The following is a 21,539-nucleotide window of genomic DNA, read 5'->3' as shown; positions in this document are numbered from 1 at the left end:
GGGGAGGAGGAGAATAGAATGACTATGAATGATACATGGTTTTGGATCAACCTAGCTTGGCTACTGCCGATTATTCCCCTCGTTGTCTTTGCCGTGACCGGTCTCTTCACCCAGAAGAATAAACCGTTAACCCTGGGTCTGGTCATCGGGTCTTTTGCCGTAGACGCCGTCATTGCGACCGGGATTGCCTATGAAGTCTATGTTCAAAAGGCAGCCACCATGCTGGCCCCTATTGAATATGGCCTCACCTGGATTAAAATCCCCGGGCTGACCATTGACTTGGGCGTCCTGATGGACCCCCTGACAGCTATGATGCTCTTTGTGGTAACGGTGATTTCCCTCCTGGTATCTATTTATTCCATCGGTTACATGGAAGGAGACCCGGGTACCCCGCGCTTCTTCACCTACCTGTCGGTTTTCGTGGCTTCCATGTTGATCCTGGTTTTAGCCAACAACTACTTTATGATTTTTATCGGCTGGGAACTGGTAGGTCTTTGCTCCTACCTGCTCATTGGTTTTTACTATCAAACCTTCAGTGCAGCAGCTGCCAGCCAAAAGGCCTTTCTTTTTAACCGGATTGCCGACTTCGGCTTCATGGTTGGTTTCTTTCTGCTCTTTGCCCAGTTCGGGACCTTTAACTTTACCGAGCTGGCGGAAAAAATTCCGACGGCAGAGGGGACCCTCTTTATTGCCATTGCCGGGATTCTGGTCTTTGTTGGGCCCATCGGTAAGAGTGCCCAGTTCCCCTTCCACGTTTGGTTACCGGACGCCATGGAAGGGCCGACACCGGTCTCTGCCCTGATTCACGCCGCCACCATGGTTGCTGCGGGGGTATACCTCTTAAGCCGGCAATTCGTCCTCTTCCAAGCCTCTGAAGCGGCGATGACAGTTGTCCTGGTCATCGGTGCCTTTACCTCAATCTTTGCCGCCTCCATGGCCCTGGTCAATAACGACATCAAACGGGTCCTGGCCTTTTCAACCTTGAGCCAGCTGGGCTACATGGTTATGGCTGTCGGCTTAGGCTCCATGACGGCGGCCATGTTCCACCTGGGCACCCACGCCTTCTTCAAGGCCCTGCTCTTCTTAGGCGCCGGCTGCATCATCCATGTGGTAGGCTCCAACGATATGTCCCAGATGGGCGGCCTGCGCAAGCATATGCCGAAAACCACCTGGACCTTCTTAATCGGGACCCTGGCCCTGTGTGGGATTGTTCCTTTTGCGGGTTTCTGGTCTAAGGACGAAATCATCGCCACTGCCTTTACCAATGGCCATTATTTCACCTTTGTCATCGCCGAAGTGGTCGCCTTTATGACCTCCTTCTATATGTTCCGCCTGGTCTTCCGGACCTTCTTCGGTGAGAATAAGACGGATAAGAGCCGGCATTTACATGAATGCCCGGCAACCATGACCACGCCGCTTATTGTCCTGGCTGTCTTTGCCATCTTTGGTGGCTTTGTCGGGGCCCCCTTTATTCAAAACGGTTTTGCTTCTTATATCTTCTACGGACAGGCCCACCATCCGGAAGCCAACTGGTTCGTTATTTGCGTATCGACCATCATGGCCCTGGGCGGGATTTTCCTGGCCTACCTGATTTACTATAAGAAGGCCATTTCCGCAGAAGCGATTGCCCATCGGTTCAGCGGCATTTATACCATCCTCTACAACCGGTACTATGTAGACGAATTCTACGGCTGGGTTTTCCATAAACTCGTCCTGGGCTTCTCTAAATTCTGTAAGTTCTTCGATGAAGTCATCATCGACGGCTTCCTGGATTTCTTAGCCACTGTCACCAAGTGGGGCGGGTCCAGACTGCGTCGCACAGAAACCGGGAATCTACAGACCTATGCCTTGGTCATGTTTGCAGCTGTGATCATCCTGGTTCTGTGGAAAGCTATTCCGATGTTGGGAGGGATATAAATGGGCTTCCCGATTTTATCAGCCATTTGTTTCATGCCGATTTTGACGGCGCTCATTGTTTTCTTCATTCCGCAACATAACTTGCGCGCACTGAAAACGGTTCCTATTGTTATGATGGGCTTGAACCTCATCCTCAGCTTATACTGCTTTATTAGCTACGATGTAGCGGCCGGCGGTTTCCAGTTTATAGAAAAAATCGCTGTGGTACCGGACCTGGGTATCAACTACATTATGGCTGTGGACGGTATTTCCATGCCCCTGGTATTACTGACCAGTATGATTATCTTTGCCGGTACCTGTATCTCTTTTGATATGGATGACCGGGTCAAGGAATTTTATATCTTCTTAATGATCCTGGTCACCGGGGTTTATGGGGTCTTCTTAACCCAAAACCTCCTCTTCTTCTACATTTTCTTCGAATTCGCCTTGGTCCCCATGTATCCCCTTATTGGGATTTGGGGGTCCAAGCGGAAAGAATATGCCGCTATGAAGCTGGTTCTCTACCTCTTAATCGGGTCGGTCTTTGTCCTGATTGGGATTATCACCATGTACCTCTATGCGGCCCAACCGGAGGCCCTGGGCTTCTATACCCTGGATATGCAGGCCCTCTTTGATGTCAACTATCCGGCCAACATTCAAATCTTTGTCTATGGCCTGATGGCCCTGGGTCTGGGCTTCCTGGTTAAAATGTTCCCCTTCCACACCTGGAGCCCCTTGGGCTACGCTGCAGCGCCGACAGCGGTTTCCATGCTGCACGCCGGGGTTATCGTTAAGCTGGGGGGCTACGGGCTGATTCGCCTGGCGGTATCCTGTTTCCCGGATGGCGCCCACTTCTGGGCCCCGGTCATCGCCCTCCTGTGTATGGTCAACATTGTCTATGGGGCCTGCATCGCCCTGGTACAACATGACTTGAAGCTTCTCGTCGGGTATGCCTGCGTGAGCCATATGGGCTATATCCTCCTGGGGGTAGCCACCTTAAATGCCATGTCCCTGTCCGGGGCTGTGAGCCAAATGGTGGCCCACGGTCTGATGACCAGCTGCTACTTTGCCTTGATCGGCTATATTTACCACCAGGCCGGCACCCGCGACCTGACCCGCTTCCAAGGCCTGGCCAAGCAGATGCCGAAAATGGCAGTGGCCTTCTCCATGGTCTCCCTGGCCTGCCTGGGTCTACCCGGGATGTTCAACTTTGTCGCTGAGTTCCTGATCTTTATGGGGTCCTTTACCTCTGAAAAGGTCATCTTCGGTTTCCTCAGCTACAGGGTCCTATCCATTATCGCCATCAGTGGGATTGTCATTACGGCCACCTACTGCTTACGGGCGGTTCGCCGGATGTTCATGGGTCCGCGCGATCCCCAGTGGGATCACATGAAGGATATTCATGGCATTTACCTGGTGGCCCCGGTGGTCCTCCTGGCCGGCCTGCTGGCCTTCGGGATCTGGCCTTATCACATCACTGATATGGTTCAATCCGGTGTGGCCCCCATGCTTGTGAAACTATCTCAATCAACGATGGGAGGGATCTTCTAATGGGACTTTTAGCGAATATTTTCCCGGAACTTTCCGTCGTCGTCCTAGCGATTGTTATGATCGTGGTGAAGCTGGTTACCGGGTGTAACCAGGCCAAGGTGTACGGGGGCCTGTCTGTGGTCTGGCTCGCCGCCACCATTGCCGTCATGGTCCTCAACCCGGCGGAAGGGGTCCTGACCTGGGGGCGGATGCTCTACATCGATACCTGCGCCAACTACTTCCGCGTGATTATCCTCATTTCTGCCATCCTAGTCCAATTGGCTGCCATCAGCTATGTAGACAAGCTGGGCTACCGGAAGGCTGAATTCTTCGCCCTGCTGAACTTCTGCCTCTTGGGCATGATGGTTTTTGCGGCTGCAGGGGACTTAATTACCATGTACCTAGGCCTTGAAGTGATGACCATGAGCTTTATCGTCCTCATCGCCTTTGTCCGTCACGACAACCTGGCCACTGAAGGGGGCATGAAGTATCTAATCCTTTCAGCCATGTCTTCAGCGGTCATGCTCTACGGGATGAGCGTGGTCTACGGCTACTTCGGGACCACTGTCTTTGCAGATATGGCTGTCGGCGGCGGTCAGGAAAGCCGTCTGTCCGCCTTCCTGGTCATGGGGATTGTGATGATCATGGCCGGCTTTGCCTTCAAAGTCAGTGCCGTCCCCTTCCACATGTGGGCCCCGGATATCTACCAGGCAGCACCCACGCCGGTCGCCGGTTTCCTGGCTGTCGGCTCTAAGGCTGCAGCCCTGGCCTTACTGGCCCGGATGCTCCTCATCTTATTCCCGGACTACCAGGCCATGTGGGCCCCGGTCCTTGTGGCCTTTGCCCTCCTGTCGGTCATTTTCGGGAACCTGGTGGCCATTGCCCAGAAAGACGTGAAACGGATGCTGGCCTATTCATCCATCGCCCAAGTCGGCTACCTGCTCTTGGGGATCCTGGCCGCCAGCCACTTCGGTACCATGGCCATGATGTACTACATTACGGCCTATGTCTTCGCCAACACCGGCGCCTTTATTGTCGTCAGTGCCTGGGAAGAGAAGGAGAGTACCACCTGGCGGGATGATTATGTAGGCATGAGCAGTCGGTCCCCCTTCCTGGCGGCCGCTATGTTCGTCTTCCTGGTTTCCCTAGGGGGCCTGCCGCCTATGGGTGGGTTCATCGGTAAGTTCTTACTCTTTACCGCCACCATCCAGGCCGAATACCTCCTGGTTGCCCTCATTGCCCTGCTGATGAGCATGATCAGTGTTTACTACTACTTCCTGGTCGTCAAGGCCATGTATGTGACCAAGCCGGCTGACGGGGCCAATCTCCAGCATGTCTCCATGAGCAATGGGATTTTCATTGCCCTGGTGGTTTGCGTGGTGATGAGTGTCGTCCTGGGCCTCTTCTTTGGTCCTGCTATGACCCTCACCATGACCGATGCCAGCTCGTTAATTATGTAATTGAATACTGTACTAGGCTAAAGAAAAGGACCGGTTCTCTTAGAGAACCGGTCCTTTTTTGGCTTAAGAGGCGGATTTTCTTTATTTATGAGTAATTACTGAAGGGTATTATTGGCAGGGGTCCTTTTTTATGTTATTATAAATATGACTTTAAAAAATAAAGAACAGTTAATATCGTAGAGAGGAGCATGTGTATGATAGAGTTCAAGAACGTTAAGAAAGTCTATCCGGGCAATTCTGTTGCCGTTAAGGATGTTAACCTGACCCTGGAAGATGGTTCTTTTAACGTCTTTATCGGCACGAGCGGTAGTGGGAAGACCACCTGCCTGCGGATGATTAACCGGATGATCGACCCCTCCGAAGGGGCTGTTCTCATCAACGGTAAGTCCACTAAGGAAATCAATGAGGTGGCTCTGCGTCGGCAAATTGGCTATGTCATCCAGCAAATCGGCTTGATGCCCCATATGACCATTTATGAAAATATTATTATGGTGCCTAAGCTCTTAAAGTGGCCGGAAGAAAAAATGCGGGAAGTGGCCCTGCGCCTTATGAAACGGGTCAACTTACCGGAAAGCTACCTGGACTTGTACCCCAATGAACTCTCCGGCGGCCAACAGCAGCGGGTAGGGGTCATCCGGGCCCTGGCCGCAGACCAGGAGATTATCCTCATGGATGAACCCTTCGGCGCCCTGGACCCGATTACCCGGGATGCCCTGCAGAACCTGGTCAAACGACTCCAGCAGGAAATGGGTAAGACCGTGGTTTTCGTCACCCATGATATGGACGAGGCCCTGACCCTGGCTGACCAGATTGTCATTATGGACCATGGCGAAGTGGTCCAAAAGGGCACGCCCAATGAAATCCTGGCCAACCCGGCCAATGATTTCGTGACCGACCTCATCGGGGAAGACCGGCTCCGCCAGGCCCGGTTTAATACCGCCACGGTCCGGGAAATCATGTATACCAAGCCCATTTCCATTAACCCGGAGGCCAGCCTCCGCGATGCAGTTCTCCTCATGCGGGAAAAGCGGGTTGACTCCCTTTTTGTAACCGATGACAAGGGCGTCCTCATTGGCTACCTGGATATCTTTGACGTGGAACACGTGCGCCAGCTGCAAGGGACTGTGCGTGATTATATGAAAGACTGCTACTACCTACCGGATACGGAAGTGGTCCGGGAGGCCATTTATGTCATCAACACCCTGGGCTTTAAAAACCTGGCCGTGGTTGATGGCCAAGACCGGTTGGTCGGGATTATCACCCGGGCCATTGTCGTTGACCTCATTTACGACAGCATGTGGGGCGATGACGAAGACTGCTGTATCGGGAAAGACATTGTTCAAATGACCTCTGCCGATGACGATTCCGGCGAGGAGGCGTAGCGTATGTGGGCTTTTCTAGTCGATAACGCCAGCCTTTTACTCCAGAAAACCGGTGAGCACTTTTTTATTTCCATCATTGCCCTGGGCCTGGGCGCAGCGGTTGCCATTCCCCTGGGAATGTTTCTGACCCAGTATCGCCGCTTTTCCGGACCGATTATTGGCTTTGCTTCAATCCTACAGACCATCCCGTCCCTGGCCCTCCTGGCCCTGATGATACCCCTCTTTGGCGTTGGTCGCTTGCCGGCCATCGTAGCCTTGTTTATCTATTCGCTCCTGCCCATCCTGCGGAATACTTACCTGGGCTTGAACAGCGTCCCGCCGAACATCATTGATGCGGCCCGGGGGATGGGGCTCACCCGTCACCAGCGGATGGTCCGGGTCCGGCTGCCTCTGGCAGCGCCGGTCATCATGTCCGGCGTCCGCCTGTCCGGCATCTATGTCATTGCCTGGGCAGCCCTGGCTTCCTACATTGGTGCCGGGGGCCTGGGGGACTTTATCTTCACCGGTCTGAATGTTTATAACAAGAATATGATCATCTTGGGGACTATCCCGGTAACCCTCCTGGCCCTCCTGGCCGACTTCCTGCTGGGCCTCTTGGAAAAAGCGGTGACCCCGCGGACCAGCAGCCGTGGCAGAAAGGAGGCAACCTCTTGAGACAGCTAAAAAAATTAACGGCCGCTTTACTGGCCCTGACCTTTTTACTGACGGCCGGTTGTGCCCTGCCCGGTCTGGGGAGTTCGACCCGGTCCGGGATTGTGGTGGCCAGCGGCAGCTTTGCTGAACGGCAGATCATGAGTGAAATGACCGCTGAAATGATCCGCCACTACCTGCCGGATGTGGATGTATCCGTCATCAATAACCTGGGGTCAGCGACCCTGGTCAACCAATCCCTGGTCCATGGGGATGCCAACGTGGCCGGCTGCATGTACACCGGCACCTCCCTCACCGGGGAGCTCAACATGCCTCCGATTACGGACCCGGAAAAGGCCTTCAAGGCCGTTGTTGACGGCTATGACCAGCAGTTTGACTGCAAGTGGTATAATTCCTTCGGCTTTGCAAATACCTATGCCTTTATGGTTACCCGCGAACTGGCTGAAAGAGAGAACCTCTCCAAGGTCAGCGACCTGGAACGGTTAAAAGATACCCTCAAGGTAGGGGTCGACACCCACTGGCTCCGCCGGGAAGGGGACGGTTATGAAGCCTTTCAGGATATTTACGGCTTTGCCTTTAATAATATGCACTCCATGGAATTAGGCCTGGTTTACAGTGCGGTCCATGCCGGCGAAGTGGACTGCGTTTTAGGTTATTCGACCGATGGCCGGATCAATGCCTTTGACCTGGTCCTTTTGGAAGATGACCGTCATCTTTTCCCGCCCTATGATGCCAGCCCGGTGGCCACCCATGATGTTCTGGAAAGGTATCCTGAGCTGGATGGGGTCTTGAAGAGAATGCACGGGGTCATCAGTTCTGAAACCATGCAAAAATTAAACCGGCGGTCTGACGAAGACCATGTCGAGCCGGCCATTGTCGCTAAAGAATACCTGGAAGAAAACAACTACTTTGAAGACCGGGGAAAGGGGGATAAGTAATGGGCGCCTTACAAGATTTACTGGCCTACTACAATGCCAATAGCAGCTACCTGTGGCTCCAGTTCCTGCGCCACTTCCTGATTTCCCTGTACGGGGTCTTCTTTGCCGCCCTGATTTCTATCCCGGCAGGCTTTGCCATTGCCCGACGGGCTAAGATGGCCAGTTGGCTCATTTCCATTGCCAATGTTATCCAAACCGTCCCCTCTCTGGCCATGCTTTCCATCCTGATGCTGGGCTTTGGCCTGGGGCCAACCACCGTTGTGGTGACGGTATTTTTGTACTCTATCCTGCCGATTTTGAAAAACACCTATACCGGGGTCCGCAATATTGACGCCGGCCTCATTGACACCGCCAAGGGGATGGGGATGAACCCCTGGCAGGTCCGGCTCAAGGTGGAACTGCCCCTGTCCCTGTCGGTCATTATGGGGGGCGTCCGGAATGCCCTGGTCTTGGCCATTGGGATTACAGCCATTGGTACCTTTATCGGCGCCGGCGGCCTGGGGGATATCATCAGCCGGGGGATTAACGTTGCCGATGGGGGGGCCATTATCCTGGCCGGGGCGGTGCCCTGTGCCGTCATGGCCATTGTCGCCGACCTGGGCCTGGGCGTCCTGGAAAGACGGTTAGACCCCCTGGCCCGGCATAAGAAGGTCAGCAAAAGCGCATGAAGCCCTTTCTCCATAACGATTGGCAGGAAATCCTGGCTGACGAGTTTGACAAGCCCTACTATCAAAAGCTCAGGGCCTTCCTCAAACAGGCCTATCGGACCGAGCGGGTTTTCCCGCCCATGAATGCCATCTATACGGCCCTCCATGAAACCCCCTACCATGAGGTCCGGGTGGTGATCCTGGGCCAGGACCCCTATCATGGAGCCGGCCAGGCCCATGGCTTGGCCTTTTCGGTCCAGGAGGGGGTCCGGGTGCCGCCTTCCCTGCAAAATATCTTCAAGGAATTACAGGCAGACCTGGGCTGCCCCATCCCGACCGATGGCTACCTCCTGGGCTGGGCCCGTCAGGGCGTCTTACTCTTGAACACCACCCTGACCGTGGCCGATGGCCGGCCCAAGAGCCATGCCGGCCAGGGCTGGGAAGAATTAACCGATGCCATCATCAAGGCCTTGGCAGCCCGGGAAAGGCCCATGGTCTTTATCCTCTGGGGGGCCCACGCCCAGAGTAAGATTCCCCTCATTGGGCACCGGCACCATATCATCAAGAGCCCCCACCCCAGCCCTCTGTCAGCCCATCGCGGCTTTTTTGGCTCCCGGCCCTTTTCCCGGGCCAATGCCTACCTGGAAGGGGATGGGCTCCGGCCCATTGCCTGGTGCATGACCCATGTAGAGGAAGATTAGCCCTTTTGTAAAAAGTAAACGCACGCCCGACCGGCGTGCGTTTTTTTCTTGTCCGGCCTGCCTTGCACAGGCTCCTGAAAGCGTTTATCATAGGATTAAAGATATGGAAGTGACATACATTCTCATTTAAAGGTAGGCGAAAAAATGAAAACCTGTTTAACCATTGCCGGGTCTGACCCCTCCGGTGGCGCCGGCATTCAAGCGGACCTGAAAACCTTTGCAGCCCACGGCATTTACGGCATGAGCGTTATTGTTGCGGTGGTCGCCGAAAATACCTGTGAAGTCCGGTCGATTATGGACGTCTCCCCGGCGGTAATCCGGGACCAAATGGCCTGCGTCTTTGAAGATATCCCCCCGGATGCCGTTAAAATCGGTATGCTCTCTCAGCCGGAGACCATGCAGGCGGTGGCGGATGCCCTGGCCCTTTACCAGCCGGCCAATGTGGTCATTGACCCGGTCATGCTGGCCAAGGACGGCAGTGCCCTCATGGCCTCCGAAGCCCTAGAGCTCTTTAAGAGGGGGATTTTACCCCATGCCCGGGTCTTCACCCCAAATATTCCCGAAGCGGAAGTCCTCACCGGTATGACCATCCGTACAGAGGAGGACATGCGGCAGGCAGCCAAGATCCTCCGGCAGGAAGGGGCCCAAACGGTTCTCGTCAAAGGTGGCCACCTGGATGGCGCCGCAGTGGATATTTTTGATGATGGCGTCGCCGTCCACCGCTTTGAAGCGGCCCGAATCCAAACCAAAAATACCCATGGCACCGGTTGCACCCTATCCAGTGCCATCGCCTCCAACCTGGCCAACGGTCATGTGCCCCACCAGGCCGTCAACCGGGCCAAGGCCTATATAACCGATGCCATTAGCCATAGCCTGGACCTGGGTAAGGGCAATGGTCCGACCCACCATTTTTATCGTCTTTACCAAGAAGGACTCAGCTGGTTAGATAAGTAAAAAGAAACCGTAAGCGAACTAAAATGCCCGGATGAATGTAAAAAATAACACTTAAAGATATTTTATTTTCTTTACAAATCCCTTTTCCACCCGGCCTTGCTTTTGTAAAGGGCACCGTCAAAAAATGACGGTGCCCTTTTTTGCTAGGGGTAAAAATCCCTTAAATAACGGGCTTCGCGTTAATTTACATATAATTTACACTAGCTCTTATATAGACTTTACAAAGTCCCGTTATGATGAAAGTACAAATTCCAAGGAGGGAAAACATCAATGAAAAAAAGAATGATTGCAATGACACTTATCGCAGCATTATCACTCGGTGTCCTGGCCGGCTGTGGCGGCGGTGGCGGAGAAACAGAAGGGTCCGCAACCGAAGCGGAATCCAGCTCCAATAGCGGCGCCCAAAGCATTACCGCCAGCGGGTCTACAGCTATTTTACCCCTAGCTAAAGCAGCAGCTGATGAATTCAAAAAAGACAACCCGGATGTGTCCATTACCATTAACGGCGGTGGGTCCGGCAGTGGCTTAAAGCAAGTCGCTGAAGGCACTGTTGACATCGGTAACTCTGACGTCGCTGCAGAAGAAAAATTAGACGAAAGCATGGCCAAAGACCTCGTTGACCATAAGGTCTGCGTCATCACCATGGTGCCCATCATCAATAAAGACCTGGCTAAAGACGTACCCAACGTCACCAAAGACCAATTAAAAGACATCTTCACCGGTAAAATCACCAACTGGAAAGACGTTGGCGGCCCGGATGAAGAAATCGTCCTCATTGTTCGCCCCAAAACCTCCGGTACCCGTGCCCTGTTTGAAAAATACGCTTTAGATGGGGAATCCGGTATTGATGGTGCTTTAGAAACCGATGACAGCGGTTCCTTACTGCAAAACATCACTGACCAAAAAGGCGCTATCGGTTACGTGGCTTACTCCTACCTGGTCAATAACCAAGACGTTGCTGCCCTTTCTATCGATGGCGTAGCCCCCAGCCTGGATGCCACCTACAATGGCGAATGGCCGATCTGGGGTTATGAACACATGTACACCAAAGGTGCGCCGGATGGGGTTATCAAAGAATACCTTGACTTCATCATGGGTGAAGAATTCGGTAAAACCCTGGAAGAAAAAGGGTACAACGTAACGTCTAAGATGAAAGAGGAACGCTAGGTTCTAGTCGAAATATAGGGGGACGCAATGCGCGATTTAAAAGAATTTCTCGGTCGTCATGCCGTGCGAATTTGCGGTTTATCGATTATCGCTTTAACCATTGCCATTGCGCTGTTCCTGACTGTACGCGGCAGTGAGAGCTTTACAGTGTATGGGCACTCTTTAAGTGAATTCCTATTCTCCTCAGAGTGGCGCCCGCAAGATGATTTTACCGGTGGCGGGAAAATCGGCTCGGCGGTCTACATTGTTGGCTCTCTGTTAACCTGCGGATTAGCTCTGTTGCTGGCTGTGCCACCGTCTTTGGCGGTGGCCATTTTTATGGCGGAACTTCAGCCTAATGTCGGTAACAGGTATATTAAACCGGCTGTTGAATTGTTTGTGGGGATTCCTTCAGTTGTCTATGGTTGGGTCGGGCTGACCGTCCTGGTACCTGCCATTGCAAAACTCTTTGACCGTCCTCACGGCTTGTCGGTTTTAGCTGCAGGTCTTGTGCTGGGCCTTATGATTTTCCCGACCATCACCACCCTGATGAATGACGCCTTAAAAGCGGTGCCCCAAAGTTACCGGTCTGCCGCTTATGCTTTAGGGTCTACCCGGTGGCAGGTTATTTGGCGGGTTGTCATCCCGGCTGCGCGTTCAGGCTTGTACACAGCGCTTATTATGGGGCTGGCCCGGGCTTTCGGTGAAGCCTTGGCGGTAGCCATGGTTATCGGTAAGAGCCGGGTTTTCCCGGAATCCATCTTGGATCCGACCATTAACTTAACCGCCGCCATCGCCACAGATATGGGCGGGGCGACAGAAGGCGGCGAATACAATATGGCCCTCTGGAGCATGGCCCTGCTCTTATTCATCGTGGCCCTACTTTGTATTGCTATCGTACACCTCTTCCAAATGCTGGAAAAACGCCGTCATGAAAGATAAGGAGGACGCATGAGTACATCTACCCATAAAAAAGCCCACCGGGCCAATAGTGCGGCCACCGGTATTATATACGGCGTAACAGGTGCAGCCCTGGTCTTGCTGGCCGCCATTTTTATCTATGTATTTTACAAGGCCTTCCACGGCTTTGAATGGAAGCTCTTGTCCTTTACCCCGGAAGGGATTGGCAACCAGTTCTTCAATACCGTCTATATGGTTTTCCTGGCCCTCTTATTCAGTGTGCCCCTAGGGGTCGGCGCCGGCATTTACATGGCCGAGTACGCCGGGGTCAATAAGGTCACCAAAACCATCCGGATTGCTATTGAAACCCTGTCATCTCTCCCGTCCATTGTTGTCGGTTTATTCGGCTACCTGGTCTTTATTCTCTATGTCGGCGCCTCTTGGAATATGATTTCCGGGGCCCTGGCCCTGGCTATTATTAACCTACCGCTTTTAACGACTGTTACCGAGGATGCCTTCAGAGCCCTGCCTGACCACTACCGGTCCGGGAGCCTGGCCCTAGGGGCCACCCGCTGGCAAACCATTACCCGGGTCCTCTTGCCGACAGCAGCCTCCCGGATGATCACCGGGGTTGTCTTAGCGGCCGGTCGCTGTTTTGGGGAAGCGGCAGCCCTCCTCTATACGGCGGGGATGAGTACGGATATCAACTGGTCCAACTGGGACCTCACCAGCCCCACCTGCCCCTTAAACCCCATTCGTCCGTCTGAAACCCTGGCCCTTAAGATCTGGTCTTCCCGGACGGAATCCCTAGCGACCAATGCGGCTTCGTTAGCAGACGTATCTTCGGCGGCCCTCTTGCTTTTGGTTCTGATTTTCGGCTTTTTGGCCAGATACCTGGCCCATCGGTTAGACCGCCTGAAAGATGTATAAAGGAGCTCATCTATGACTGAACAAAAACATTCACCTGTCCTGACCCCACCGGCCCCAACCGATGCGCCAGCTGCCAAGGCATCTGTCCAAGATGCCCAAGTCCAGGCCATGCAGCGTAAGGGAGAAATCGCACCGGGTGGTCACCATACCGGTTATGACCCCAATTTAAAAGGCAAAATAGAGGCCCATGATGTAGGCCTCCACTATGGGGACTTTGAAGCCTTAAAGAACATTAACCTGGCCTTTCCCGAAAAAAACATCACCGCCTTAATCGGTCCCTCCGGTTGTGGGAAGTCATCCCTTTTAAAATGCCTCAACCGGATGAACGACCTGGTCCACGGGGCCAAGGTCACCGGTAAGCTGACCATTGACGGCATGGATATGTATGACCCCAAGGTTGACCTGACCCTCCTCCGTAAGCGGATCGGCATGGTCTTCCAGCAGCCCAACCCCTTCCCCATGAGCGTTTATGACAACGTCGCCTACGGGCCCCGGCTCCACGGCACCACCAATAAGCGGGAACTGGACGAAATCGTTGAGCGGTCCTTGCGGGGGTCAGCCCTTTGGAATGAAGTTAAAGACCGGCTGAAAAAGTCTGCCCTGGGCCTTTCCGGTGGACAGGCCCAGCGGCTCTGCATCGCCCGGGCCCTGGCTGTTGAACCGGAAGTCCTCCTCATGGACGAACCGACCAGCGCCCTGGACCCCCTGTCCACAGCCTCTATTGAGCAGCTTGTCACTGAACTGAAAAAAGATTACACTATCATTATAGTCACCCACAATATGAACCAGGCTGTTCGTATTTCTGACCGGACAGTGTTCTTCTTGTTAGGTGAAGTGGTTGAAGAAAATAAAACGGATGAACTTTTCTCTAATCCGAAAGACGAACGCACCGAAGACTACATCACCGGGCGGTTCGGTTAAGGAGGTTCTTATGCGAGAACGGTTAGATAATGAAATAATGGCCCTCAACAGCGAAATGGTCCGGATGGTCAGCTTTGCAGAAGACGCCATTCATATGGCCACCCAGTCCCTGGCAGCCCAGGTGCCTGATGTCGTTGAGCGGGCCGTTGAAGCCAATGACGAAGTAGAGCGCCTGGACCAAACCATTGAGCGCCGCTGCCTGAATGTCCTCTTAAAGGAACAGCCGGTGGCCGGCGACCTCCGCCTGGTTTCCAGCGTGCTGAAAATGATCACCGACGTCAACCGGATCGGTGACCAGGCCGCCAACATTGCAGAAATGACCCTCCGGCACCCGGATATTTGCGGGTCTGAAGACAGCAACCCCCTCCGGCAGATGGGGGATGTCACCGAGCGGATGCTGGCCGATGTCATCAATGCCTTTGTCGGCAGTGACCTGGAAATGGCTAAGGAGGTCATTGCCTCTGATGACGTTGTAGACCGGATCTACCGGGACCTACAAACAGATTTGGTTGTCAAAATCAAGAATGAAACCGATGATATTGAAACGGCGATTCAAGTCATATTAATTGCTAAATATTATGAACGCATTGGCGACCATATTGTGAATATGGCCCATTGGGTCGATTATACAATTACCGGCGAGTTGAATCGCTAGAAAGCGAGGAAAACCATGCCAGACATTGTCATCATTGAAGACGATGCCGCCATCCGAAAACTGGTTTGTTACGCCTTGGATAATGACGGCTACCGGGCCCACGGTTTTGACACCGCCGAAGCCTTTCATGGCTCAGACGTTCAGCCGGACCTGCTTATTTTAGATATCATGCTTCCGGATGAAGACGGCATTTCGATTTTGAAAAAAATTCGTGCCCGGGCCGGTGGCGAAGACCTGCCCATCATGATGCTGACCGCCAAAGGCAATGAGTATGACAAGGTAGAAGCCCTGGAGCTCGGCGCCGATGACTACATGACCAAGCCCTTCGGTGTCATGGAGCTCCTGGCCCGGGTCAAGGCCCTCCTGCGCCGGGCCGGCAGAGGCCAGGCTATAGCCCCGGAAGATGCCCCGGTGCAAATTGATAAGGTCCGCCTGGACCCGGCCCGCCGGACCGTCGAAGTGAATGGAGAAGAAATCCATTTTACCTTTAAAGAATTTGAACTCTTACACTACCTGATGCTCAATAATGGCCTAGCCCTCTCAAGAGACCAGCTGCTAGAGTCTGTTTGGGGCTTTGCAGCTGAAGGGGAGAGTCGGACTGTAGATATGCACATCCGCCTCCTGCGCCAAAAGCTCGGCAGCGAAGACTACCTCATTCAGACCGTGCGCGGCGTAGGCTATAAATTGGAAGGAGGTGCCCAGACTTGAAAAGTCGCTTGTTTAAAACCCTCTGCCTGACCATCCTCATCACCCTCCTGCTCAATACGGTGATTTCCATCTTTGGCTACTACACCTTTTACTCCCGCCAGCAGGGCGATGCCCTCATGAATGAAACCCTGGCCCTGGCCCAGGGCATAGCCGGTAGAGATGACAAGGTCTCCTACCTGGCCAGCTTTGAACCGGTCCGGCAAGAAGACCTGCGGATTACCCTGGTAGAGGGAGATGGCCGGGTGATTTACGACAACCAAAGCGATGCCGCCTCTATGGCCAACCACAAGGAGCGGCCGGAAATATCCACAGCCCTGTCCTTAGGCCGGGCCGCTGACCAACGGGTCAGCAAGACCCTGGGGGTCGAAACCCATTACAGCGCTGTCCGAGTCCCCGGGACTGACCAAGTCCTCCGCCTGGCCCGGGACAGCAGCACCATGTTTGGGGTCTTCCTGCGGATGCTGCCCGCTATCTTTGTCATGGTCCTGGGGCTCTTTCTCCTGAGCATGATTGCCTCCCGGTCCCTGACCAAGTGGTTCCTCCGGCCTATCGAAGAAGCCGCTGATGACCTCACCCACGGTCAGCTGCCGGAAAGCTATGATGAGCTGGAACCCTTCTTCAGAGAAATCATCAGCCAGCGGGAGACCATTGAAGACCACCTGGAAACCCTCCGGAGTGAACGGGCCACCATCAACGATATTATTGAAAACATGGAAGAAGGCCTGGTCCTTTTGGACAAGGACCACCAGGTCCTGGCCGTCAATGCCAGCGCCATCAACTTCTTCACCCCCTATGTCATGCCCACTGTCGGCGAGCACATGATTGCCCTTTCCCGGCAGCCCGAACTTTTAGAGGCCGTCGAGCTGGCTGAAAAAGGCCATTCCTCATCCAACCTCCTCAAGCATGGGTCTATTATTGGCCGCTTCTTCGTCAACCCTGTTTACCGGGATGACGCCATCGTCGGCGCCATTATCCTCCTTTTGGATGTCACCGACCAAGTCTCCGCCCAACAGGCCCGGGAAGAATTTTCCGCCAATGTCAGCCATGAGCTCAAGACCCCCCTGACCTCCATCTCCGGCTTTGCCGAAATGCTGGCCAATGACATGGTCAAGAGCGAAGAAGACCGCCGCCATTTTGCCCAGCACATCTATACCGAAGCCGGCCGCCTCTTAGAGCTGATCGACCACATCATGCGGCTGTCAGCCATTGAACAGGGCGAGCTCGACGGTGACAACCGGGTTCATATCCAGGATGTCATCAACCAAGTCATGGATCGCTTTGACCGGATCGCCGAAAAGAATGAAGTCCGCCTGTCCGCCATGGAGACCAAGGCCGCCGTCTTCGGCAACGAAGTCCTCCTGGCCGACATGCTCGGTAACCTGGTGGATAATGCCATCAAGTACAATATCCCCGGTGGCTACGTCCATATTTCCGTCATGGAAGAAGGGGATGAAGTCCTCATCTCCGTCAGCGACAACGGCGCCGGCATTCCTAAAGACATGCAGAGCCGGCTCTTTGAACGCTTCTACCGGGTGGATACCAGCCACAGCAGTAAAACGGCCTCCGGTAGCGGCCTAGGCCTATCCATCGTCAAGCACATCGTCCAGCGCCACCATGGCACCATTGACGTCGACAGCGCCCCCGGCCGCGGCACCACCATCACCGTCCACTTCCTATCCGCCGACGCCCTCGGCCTCCCGGAAGACCTGTAAGCACGAACCAGCATACCCACCGGCTGCAAGCCTGACTTGCAGCCGGTATTTTTGTCCCTAGGGCCCTTCCGGCCATAGGTTTTTCTATTCAGGCGGCAGCTCTTGACTCAAGTGGGCAAAAAAAACGACGGCTATGGCAGAAAAATCGACAAGGTCAATATATTTCAGGCATTCTATGCTATAATAAAGATATCAGAATAGGGGGAAAATAAGGGGAAGTAAATGCCCTTAGGTCCACCCCCTCGCCTAAGCCCTGTTCCTTAGAAAGGATGATTAGCATGTTGAGAAAATGTATTGCCACCGTGACCCTGGTCCTCTTTGCCCTGGCCCCGGTAGCCGGCTGGGCTACCGACAGCCCTGGCCCAACCACCATCGTCAAGCCCTCAACCACCGACAATTCTCTCACCAAAGACGCCTTCGGTGACCTGGTCGATGCTCAAGGCAATACCCACCCGGATACCGTCGCTGCCAAGCTGGGCAGACCCCTGCCGGCCGGGTCTGACCAAGTGGCCTCCTGGGACCTGACCCTGGTGGTCAATAGCCAGGTCTGCCGGACCACCGCCGCAGAAGGCGCCCCCTATATCAACAACCAGGGCCGGACCATGATCCCCCTCCGGGTCGTCAATGACGCCTTTGGCTACCAAACCGACTGGCAACCTGACGGCACCATCCACATCACCGGCGCCGCCGGCACCGTTGACGTCACCCTCACCGTCGGCCAGGCCGCCTACACCGCCAATGGCCAAGCCGGCCGCTTTGCCACCCTGACCACCCTGACCAATAACCGGACCTACCTCCCGGCCAGAGACTTTGCCCAACTCTACGGCCACATCTACTGGGATAGCCCCAGCCGGACCGTCTGGGTCTACCAGGGGAAAGAACCCCTCTACCAAGTCATCGGGACCAAAGTCCTCCGGGCCAATGACACCGGCATCCAAGAGCTAACCCTCCCTGCCGGCTACACCCCCTTAACCCAAACAGCCACCAACCCCCTCGTCTTAAAAGAGACCATCCAGGGCGTTACCTACCTGGGCCTGATGACCCAAGGCCAAGACTTTAGCCAAAAAGTCCCCCTCTTCCAAGTCAAAGACCAAGCCCTCATCTACCTGACCGACGTTTTCGGATCCAGCCACTTCTACGTTGACGGCAGCAAAGTCTACTACACCGACGGCACCGGCGCCGCCAGCTGGACCAACCCCATCCAGCCCAACCGCCTCTACATCGCCGATACCGCCAGCGGCCAAGTGACCAGCCACGACCTGGCCTTCCCCGTCAATACCAGCACCTTCTCCATGAAAGACGGCAAGCTCATCGCTACAGATCAGCAAGGCCGGGGGACAGCCCGGGAGATTGACCTAAACAAGCTGCCTGCCGGCTCCAAGGTCGGGCCGGCCCCCAAGCTATCCTTTGTCAATGAAAAAACCATTCACGACGGCGACCTAACAGCCGATGAAGGGCAAGCCCAAGTCAAAGTCCACCACGACCTCTTTATGCAGCTCCTGGCCAACCAGGCCCAGTCTTTTGCCAGTTTTGAAGCGGCAGAAAAAGCAGTGGACCAGGCCTCCCTCGCCTATGTGCGGCTGGAAAGCCGGGGTGACCTGGACCGGCTGCGGACGCCGCTGGCCTTAATGAAGGCCTCCTTTTCAAAAATGGATAAGGAAGCCTCTTTCAGTGACCGGGTAGCCGCCTTCCAAAAGCAGTATCCGGTTGCTGCCCAAAGCTTAACAGGCTTTTTTGAGGCCACAGCCAGCCACCTACAAGACCTGGCCAAGGACCCCAATGCCCAGCAAAATTTCGACAAACTCATAAAAGACTATGACAAGCACTTAAAAGCCTACCGGGACCACCATCCCGAAGACCTCTACCAAACAGAAAACTTAAACGGTGTCGCTAAGCTGGTCTTTTATACAGATGGTAGCCTAGCCCTCTTACCCATCGCCTAAGTAAGCAGCAAGGAGGCCTACCATGCGCCGCCTGCCCTACCTTTTCCTGGTGCTTATCCTTGCCGCCCTTGGCAGTATCCTCGCCTTCCGGCTGAACCAAGCCGGCCCCTTTCCGGCCAGCCCCCTGACCTTTATCGGGGGGACAGGGGCCATCCTCCTGGCCTGTACCGGAAGCGGGGTCTGTGCGCGCCGGGCCTTTGGGCCACCAGTCGCCGGTCGACCGGTCTGGGCCATCCTGCTCTATGCGGTCCTGGTCCTGCACCTTGGCCTCCTGGCCCTTCCAGTTGGCTTCCCCGGCAGCACCTACGCCCGCCTGGCTGAAAGTTACTTCCGCCTGACCCTCCAGGTCAAGCCGGTTCTTTACCTCCTGGCCTATACCGCCGGCTGGCTCACCGGCCCGGTCGTAGACAGGCCTCCGGCTAAGAAAGCCTAAGAAAAAACCGCTCTCTCACATGAAAGGGATAATCTGATGAAAAAATACCCCCTCCTTGCCATGACCCTCTTAGTTGCCCTGGTGGCATCGGCCTGTGCGACAGATACCGGCGCATCCGGCTCTGCCGCCAGTTCAGCCGAGCCCGCCAGCAGCCCGGCCATCAGCCAGGAAATGAAAGACAAGGCCCTGGTTGAAACCATGCCGGAGCAATTCGCCGTCTACCGGCAGGTCCTGGAAGGGCTCAAAGATATCCAGACCCAGGCCCAGGCCGGGACCCTGGATAAAGAAGCCGCCCTCAACCGGATCAAAGCGTCTCACGGCATCAATACCTTTGTCAAACCCATCGCCGGCAATGACCCGAAAGCAGTTGAATTCCCATCCTTGACGAAAGACCAGCAGGAAGTCTTTACCCCTTTTTACGAGAAAATGGTTAATAGCGCCAAAGACCTCATGGCCCTGGCTCAAGATACCCAAAGCGCCCTAGAAGAAGAGAAGGGCGACTGGCCAGCCCTCATCAGCCGGAGTGATCAGCTCCTGGCCCAGGCCAAGGCCGATGAAGAAGCCCTGCGTGACGCCTACGCCCAAAGCGGCCTAGAGCCCCTGCCGACCAATGACCAATAAGCCATCAGCCCATAGGCCCGGTTAAGATTTCCGCTTAACCGGGCCTATTTTTTCAGGAAAATAACCTAAAAGGAATAAAAAACGACGGCTATCGCACAAAAATCGACAAGGTAAAAATAATTCGCATTTTTCATGCTATAATTTAGCTAAATGATATTGGGCAGAAAACAGTTAAGAAGGGGGTGAGAATGAAAGAATGGTATACAGAGAGGCAGCAGACAGAGCACTTGTTTTTAGAAGGGAGAATATAAAATGAAAAACAAAGTTAGAAGTCTATTGGCCTTTGCTTTATGTGTGATGCTTTTATTACCAACATGTGTTACTGCTAGTGAAGTAGCAGCTAGTTATCCGAAAGTAGATCTTTCGAATAATGCAGTTCAGGTGCTTGAGCAATTTAACAAATCGGTTGTTTCCGCTTATGAAAAGAAGGAAATACCTTTAGAATCGGATATTTTCGTGAGTCATGACCTTTTTTTACAGTTAGTTGCTCGAAATGATTATATCCAAGAGACGCAATCGGCATATAAGATTATAGATACTAATAGTGATTTCAATATTGATAAAGTTGTTAAAATCAATAATGAAACTTTAAAAGTATTAACAACAAGAACGATTGAACAAACATTATCTTATGATAATGCAGAAGCATTTCCTTTTTATTCTTCTACCCATGAAGGCTTTATTCTGAAAAATACTAATGATGGCTGGAAAATTGTACGTGTTGTTGATGAAATTTATGGAACGAATTTAGCTATGGATGACTTCTTAAATGAGCTTGATAGCAACCAGATACTTGCTCAATCTAATGCAGAAAGATCAGCTGCATCTGATATCATTCAAGATTTGGGTGGAATTGATTATTTGAATCTTCCCGATGCTAATAGCAGGAATGAAAATTTAGAAAGAGCTAATCAAGTAGCAGGATTACGTGCTACTTCTTATATGTACTCTAAAGCTAGGGCATGTAATTATGCGTTACGATGGGGCGGCAGTAATAGAAACCCTGCTTTTAATGACTATAGCTATTCAGGTGGAGATTGTGCAAACTTTACTTCGCAATGCCTTAATGCTGGTGGGATGACCTATACTTCTTCCTGGTCTCCAGATAGCTACCAATTTATTAATGTAGAAGGTCAGCGTGATATGTTAATCAATACTGGCCGAGCAGATGGATGCTACCAATACTTACCGACATATCCGAATAATTTGGATAGAACCGGTACAGTGGTCCACTATACAGATGGTTCTCAATGGTACCATGCTGTGATTATTACACAGGATCCAATGACCTCTTATAGTTCTATTAGAGTTAGTGGCCATACTGCGAACGTTATTAATGGACCTATTTGGCCTAATATTAACCAAATCCGCTCGTTCCGTGTGCATTAAGATAAGGTGAATTGTTATGATG

At 53.4% G+C, this 21,539-nt stretch carries 20 protein-coding genes; all 20 read left to right on the top strand.

Going from position 1 to position 21,539, the window contains the following annotated elements:
- The first annotated feature begins 18 nt into the window (after nucleotides 1-18).
- The 20 genes from nuoL (at nucleotide 19) to ACKQTC_RS07905 (ending at nucleotide 21,517) form a co-directional block, all read left to right on the top strand.
- Entirely contained in the window at nucleotides 19-1,917 is a 1,899-nt protein-coding gene (nuoL, locus tag ACKQTC_RS08000) for an NADH-quinone oxidoreductase subunit L (RefSeq protein WP_408977924.1), read from the top strand.
- Complete coding sequence (locus tag ACKQTC_RS07995; protein WP_408977923.1) at nucleotides 1,918-3,447, top strand: complex I subunit 4 family protein; 1,530 nt, start codon at nucleotides 1,918-1,920, stop codon at nucleotides 3,445-3,447. It begins immediately after the preceding gene.
- Nucleotides 3,447-4,886 (top strand): NADH-quinone oxidoreductase subunit N, encoded by a 1,440-nt coding sequence (locus tag ACKQTC_RS07990; protein WP_408977922.1) that lies wholly within the window; start codon nucleotides 3,447-3,449, stop codon nucleotides 4,884-4,886. Before ACKQTC_RS07995 ends, ACKQTC_RS07990 begins: the two co-directional genes overlap by 1 nt.
- 194 nt (nucleotides 4,887-5,080) lie before the next feature.
- Complete coding sequence (locus tag ACKQTC_RS07985) at nucleotides 5,081-6,268, top strand: ABC transporter ATP-binding protein (RefSeq protein ID WP_408977921.1); 1,188 nt, start codon at nucleotides 5,081-5,083, stop codon at nucleotides 6,266-6,268.
- A gap of 3 nt (nucleotides 6,269-6,271) precedes the next feature.
- Nucleotides 6,272-6,922, top strand: coding sequence for an ABC transporter permease (locus ACKQTC_RS07980; RefSeq protein ID WP_408977920.1), 651 nt, complete (start codon nucleotides 6,272-6,274; stop codon nucleotides 6,920-6,922).
- Nucleotides 6,919-7,857: an osmoprotectant ABC transporter substrate-binding protein gene (locus ACKQTC_RS07975; protein WP_408977919.1), complete on the top strand. Its 939-nt coding sequence runs from the start codon at nucleotides 6,919-6,921 to the stop codon at nucleotides 7,855-7,857. The genes ACKQTC_RS07980 and ACKQTC_RS07975 overlap by 4 nt, the downstream gene beginning before the upstream one ends.
- On the top strand, nucleotides 7,857-8,525 hold the full coding sequence (locus ACKQTC_RS07970; protein WP_408977918.1) for an ABC transporter permease: 669 nt from the start codon (nucleotides 7,857-7,859) through the stop codon (nucleotides 8,523-8,525). Before ACKQTC_RS07975 ends, ACKQTC_RS07970 begins: the two co-directional genes overlap by 1 nt.
- Nucleotides 8,522-9,205 (top strand): uracil-DNA glycosylase, encoded by a 684-nt coding sequence (locus tag ACKQTC_RS07965; protein ID WP_408977917.1) that lies wholly within the window; start codon nucleotides 8,522-8,524, stop codon nucleotides 9,203-9,205. The genes ACKQTC_RS07970 and ACKQTC_RS07965 overlap by 4 nt, the downstream gene beginning before the upstream one ends.
- Before the next feature lie 144 nt (nucleotides 9,206-9,349).
- Nucleotides 9,350-10,159 carry a bifunctional hydroxymethylpyrimidine kinase/phosphomethylpyrimidine kinase gene (gene thiD, locus ACKQTC_RS07960; protein ID WP_408977916.1) on the top strand — a complete coding sequence of 270 codons (810 nt, stop codon included), beginning with the start codon at nucleotides 9,350-9,352 and terminating at the stop codon, nucleotides 10,157-10,159.
- Between the two features lie 270 nt (nucleotides 10,160-10,429).
- The gene (locus ACKQTC_RS07955) at nucleotides 10,430-11,326 is read left to right on the top strand and encodes a phosphate ABC transporter substrate-binding protein (RefSeq protein WP_408977915.1); all 897 of its coding nucleotides are present in this window, start codon (nucleotides 10,430-10,432) and stop codon (nucleotides 11,324-11,326) included.
- A 27-nt stretch (nucleotides 11,327-11,353) separates the two neighbouring features.
- Nucleotides 11,354-12,247: a phosphate ABC transporter permease subunit PstC gene (pstC, locus tag ACKQTC_RS07950; RefSeq protein WP_408977914.1), complete on the top strand. Its 894-nt coding sequence runs from the start codon at nucleotides 11,354-11,356 to the stop codon at nucleotides 12,245-12,247.
- Nucleotides 12,248-12,256: 9 nt separating this feature from the next.
- Nucleotides 12,257-13,135, top strand: coding sequence for a phosphate ABC transporter permease PstA (pstA, locus tag ACKQTC_RS07945; protein WP_408977913.1), 879 nt, complete (start codon nucleotides 12,257-12,259; stop codon nucleotides 13,133-13,135).
- A 12-nt stretch (nucleotides 13,136-13,147) separates the two neighbouring features.
- Entirely contained in the window at nucleotides 13,148-14,056 is a 909-nt protein-coding gene (pstB, locus tag ACKQTC_RS07940) for a phosphate ABC transporter ATP-binding protein PstB (RefSeq protein ID WP_408977912.1), read from the top strand.
- Between the two features lie 10 nt (nucleotides 14,057-14,066).
- Nucleotides 14,067-14,711 carry a phosphate signaling complex protein PhoU gene (gene phoU / locus ACKQTC_RS07935; RefSeq protein ID WP_408977911.1) on the top strand — a complete coding sequence of 215 codons (645 nt, stop codon included), beginning with the start codon at nucleotides 14,067-14,069 and terminating at the stop codon, nucleotides 14,709-14,711.
- A gap of 15 nt (nucleotides 14,712-14,726) precedes the next feature.
- Complete coding sequence (locus ACKQTC_RS07930) at nucleotides 14,727-15,419, top strand: winged helix-turn-helix domain-containing protein (protein WP_408977910.1); 693 nt, start codon at nucleotides 14,727-14,729, stop codon at nucleotides 15,417-15,419.
- The gene (locus tag ACKQTC_RS07925) at nucleotides 15,416-17,131 is read left to right on the top strand and encodes a sensor histidine kinase (protein WP_408977909.1); all 1,716 of its coding nucleotides are present in this window, start codon (nucleotides 15,416-15,418) and stop codon (nucleotides 17,129-17,131) included. The genes ACKQTC_RS07930 and ACKQTC_RS07925 overlap by 4 nt, the downstream gene beginning before the upstream one ends.
- 278 nt (nucleotides 17,132-17,409) lie before the next feature.
- Complete coding sequence (locus ACKQTC_RS07920) at nucleotides 17,410-19,074, top strand: copper amine oxidase N-terminal domain-containing protein (RefSeq protein WP_408977908.1); 1,665 nt, start codon at nucleotides 17,410-17,412, stop codon at nucleotides 19,072-19,074.
- Between the two features lie 22 nt (nucleotides 19,075-19,096).
- On the top strand, nucleotides 19,097-19,507 hold the full coding sequence (locus tag ACKQTC_RS07915) for a hypothetical protein (protein WP_408977907.1): 411 nt from the start codon (nucleotides 19,097-19,099) through the stop codon (nucleotides 19,505-19,507).
- A gap of 36 nt (nucleotides 19,508-19,543) precedes the next feature.
- Nucleotides 19,544-20,128 (top strand): hypothetical protein, encoded by a 585-nt coding sequence (locus ACKQTC_RS07910; RefSeq protein ID WP_408977906.1) that lies wholly within the window; start codon nucleotides 19,544-19,546, stop codon nucleotides 20,126-20,128.
- A 252-nt stretch (nucleotides 20,129-20,380) separates the two neighbouring features.
- Complete coding sequence (locus ACKQTC_RS07905; protein ID WP_408977905.1) at nucleotides 20,381-21,517, top strand: amidase domain-containing protein; 1,137 nt, start codon at nucleotides 20,381-20,383, stop codon at nucleotides 21,515-21,517.
- The last annotated feature ends 22 nt before the right edge of the window (nucleotides 21,518-21,539 follow it).

This window comes from Peptococcus simiae (genome assembly GCF_046097595.1).
Lineage (GTDB): Bacteria > Bacillota > Peptococcia > Peptococcales > Peptococcaceae > Peptococcus > Peptococcus simiae.
Note: the sequence above shows the minus strand (reverse complement) of the source record. Positions and strands in the feature narration are given on the sequence as shown.

Excerpts from the sequence above, each read along its gene's own strand:
- ACKQTC_RS07955 (WP_408977915.1), top strand. The coding sequence starts at position 10,430 with ATGAAAAAAAGAATGATTGCAATGACACTTATCGCAGCATTATCACTC.
- pstB (WP_408977912.1), top strand. The coding sequence starts at position 13,148 with ATGACTGAACAAAAACATTCACCTGTCCTGACCCCACCGGCCCCAACC.
- phoU (WP_408977911.1), top strand. The coding sequence starts at position 14,067 with ATGCGAGAACGGTTAGATAATGAAATAATGGCCCTCAACAGCGAAATG.
- ACKQTC_RS07965 (WP_408977917.1), top strand. The coding sequence starts at position 8,522 with ATGAAGCCCTTTCTCCATAACGATTGGCAGGAAATCCTGGCTGACGAG.
- ACKQTC_RS07915 (WP_408977907.1), top strand. The coding sequence starts at position 19,097 with ATGCGCCGCCTGCCCTACCTTTTCCTGGTGCTTATCCTTGCCGCCCTT.
- thiD (WP_408977916.1), top strand. The coding sequence starts at position 9,350 with ATGAAAACCTGTTTAACCATTGCCGGGTCTGACCCCTCCGGTGGCGCC.
- ACKQTC_RS07985 (WP_408977921.1), top strand. The coding sequence starts at position 5,081 with ATGATAGAGTTCAAGAACGTTAAGAAAGTCTATCCGGGCAATTCTGTT.
- ACKQTC_RS07920 (WP_408977908.1), top strand. The coding sequence starts at position 17,410 with ATGTTGAGAAAATGTATTGCCACCGTGACCCTGGTCCTCTTTGCCCTG.
- ACKQTC_RS07990 (WP_408977922.1), top strand. The coding sequence starts at position 3,447 with ATGGGACTTTTAGCGAATATTTTCCCGGAACTTTCCGTCGTCGTCCTA.
- ACKQTC_RS07905 (WP_408977905.1), top strand. The coding sequence starts at position 20,381 with ATGAAAAACAAAGTTAGAAGTCTATTGGCCTTTGCTTTATGTGTGATG.
- ACKQTC_RS07970 (WP_408977918.1), top strand. The coding sequence starts at position 7,857 with ATGGGCGCCTTACAAGATTTACTGGCCTACTACAATGCCAATAGCAGC.
- ACKQTC_RS07995 (WP_408977923.1), top strand. The coding sequence starts at position 1,918 with ATGGGCTTCCCGATTTTATCAGCCATTTGTTTCATGCCGATTTTGACG.
- pstA (WP_408977913.1), top strand. The coding sequence starts at position 12,257 with ATGAGTACATCTACCCATAAAAAAGCCCACCGGGCCAATAGTGCGGCC.
- nuoL (WP_408977924.1), top strand. The coding sequence starts at position 19 with ATGACTATGAATGATACATGGTTTTGGATCAACCTAGCTTGGCTACTG.
- ACKQTC_RS07980 (WP_408977920.1), top strand. The coding sequence starts at position 6,272 with ATGTGGGCTTTTCTAGTCGATAACGCCAGCCTTTTACTCCAGAAAACC.
- ACKQTC_RS07930 (WP_408977910.1), top strand. The coding sequence starts at position 14,727 with ATGCCAGACATTGTCATCATTGAAGACGATGCCGCCATCCGAAAACTG.
- pstC (WP_408977914.1), top strand. The coding sequence starts at position 11,354 with ATGCGCGATTTAAAAGAATTTCTCGGTCGTCATGCCGTGCGAATTTGC.
- ACKQTC_RS07910 (WP_408977906.1), top strand. The coding sequence starts at position 19,544 with ATGAAAAAATACCCCCTCCTTGCCATGACCCTCTTAGTTGCCCTGGTG.